The sequence below is a fragment of the Stenotrophomonas sp. 05L44_2 genome, assembly GCF_056665995.1.
In genome coordinates this window covers 1-1,171 of record NZ_JBFTNR010000982.1, presented here as the reverse complement: position 1 = coordinate 1,171, position 1,171 = coordinate 1, and the positions used below count along the sequence as shown (strand labels likewise).

2 protein-coding genes are annotated in these 1,171 nt (G+C 68.1%); both read left to right on the top strand.

The features are described from left to right. Positions 1–838 (top strand): YhjD/YihY/BrkB family envelope integrity protein (locus AC1VAN_RS22510; RefSeq protein ID WP_480986822.1); only part of this gene is annotated, 838 nt, incomplete at its 5' end. Next, positions 835–1,171: TlpA family protein disulfide reductase (locus AC1VAN_RS22505; protein WP_480986821.1), on the top strand; the 337-nt coding region annotated here is incomplete at its 3' end. The genes AC1VAN_RS22510 and AC1VAN_RS22505, both read left to right, overlap by 4 nt.

Below are 1,171 nucleotides of genomic sequence, written 5' to 3'. Positions count from 1 at the left end.
CTACTGGACGGTGCTGACCCTGGGCGCGATGCTCGCCGCTGCATCGCTGGCGGTGTCGGCGCGGGTGTTCGCGATGCCGTTGTTCGGCACGCAGGAGGGGCGCTGGCTGGCCGATCTCGCCTTGCGGCTGGCGCCGATCCTGATCGAATTCGTCTGCATCACCCTGATGTTCCGGGTGGTGCCACACCACACCGTGAAGTGGCGCCATGCGGTTCCGGGCGCGATTCTCGCCGCAGTGATCCTGGAGCTGGTGAAGTGGGGCATCGGCGCCTACCTGGGCAGCTTCCAGTCCTACCAGAAGCTGTATGGCACGGTGGCCTTCGTGCCGATCCTGCTGCTGTGGATCTACCTCTGCTGGGTGGCCGTGCTGCTGGGCGCGTCGTTGGCGTCGTCGATGGCGGCTTTCCGCTACCAACCGGTGGAACTGCGCCTGCCGCAGGGCTACGAGTTCTATGGCCTGCTGCGCCTGCTCGGGCGCTTCCAGCACGCACGCGCCAAGGGCAGGGGCCTGGCCGACGACGAGATCCTGCGGCTGGAACCGATGCTGACCGACTCGCTGCTGCAGGACCTGGCCTGCCACCTGGAGGGCATCGGCCTGCTGCGCCGCGATGAGCGCGGCGAGTGGCTGCTGGCCCGCGACCTGGACCAGGTCAGCCTGGGCGATCTGTACGAATGCACGCAGCTGCGCATTCCGGTGGCCGAACAACACCTGCCTTACCGCGATGACAGCCTCGGCCGGGCCGCCTTGGCCGCACTGGATGAACTGCGCCTGCCGCTGCGTGAACGCCTCAAGCGTCGCGTCAGCGACATCTACCCTGATTCTGGAGACGCCCCATGACCTGCAAGACCCCGTTGCTGCTGGCTGCGCTGCTGGCCCTGGCCGCCTGCAAACCCGCGCAGGAGCCGACCCCGGCCAGCAGCCAGCCGCCGGCACAGGCACCGACCCCGGCCGCGCCGGCGCCGGTGGAGGACACGCCCGCCGAACGTGTCACTGCCGAGTTCCCGACGCTGAAGATGAAGGCGGTCGATGGCAGCGATTACGACCTGGCCGCGCATCGTGGCAAGTGGGTGGTGGTGAATTTCTGGGCGACCTGGTGCGCGCCCTGCCGCAAGGAAATGCCCGAGCTGTCGGCGTTGCATGCCATGCGCAGCAACATCGAAGTGGTGGGCC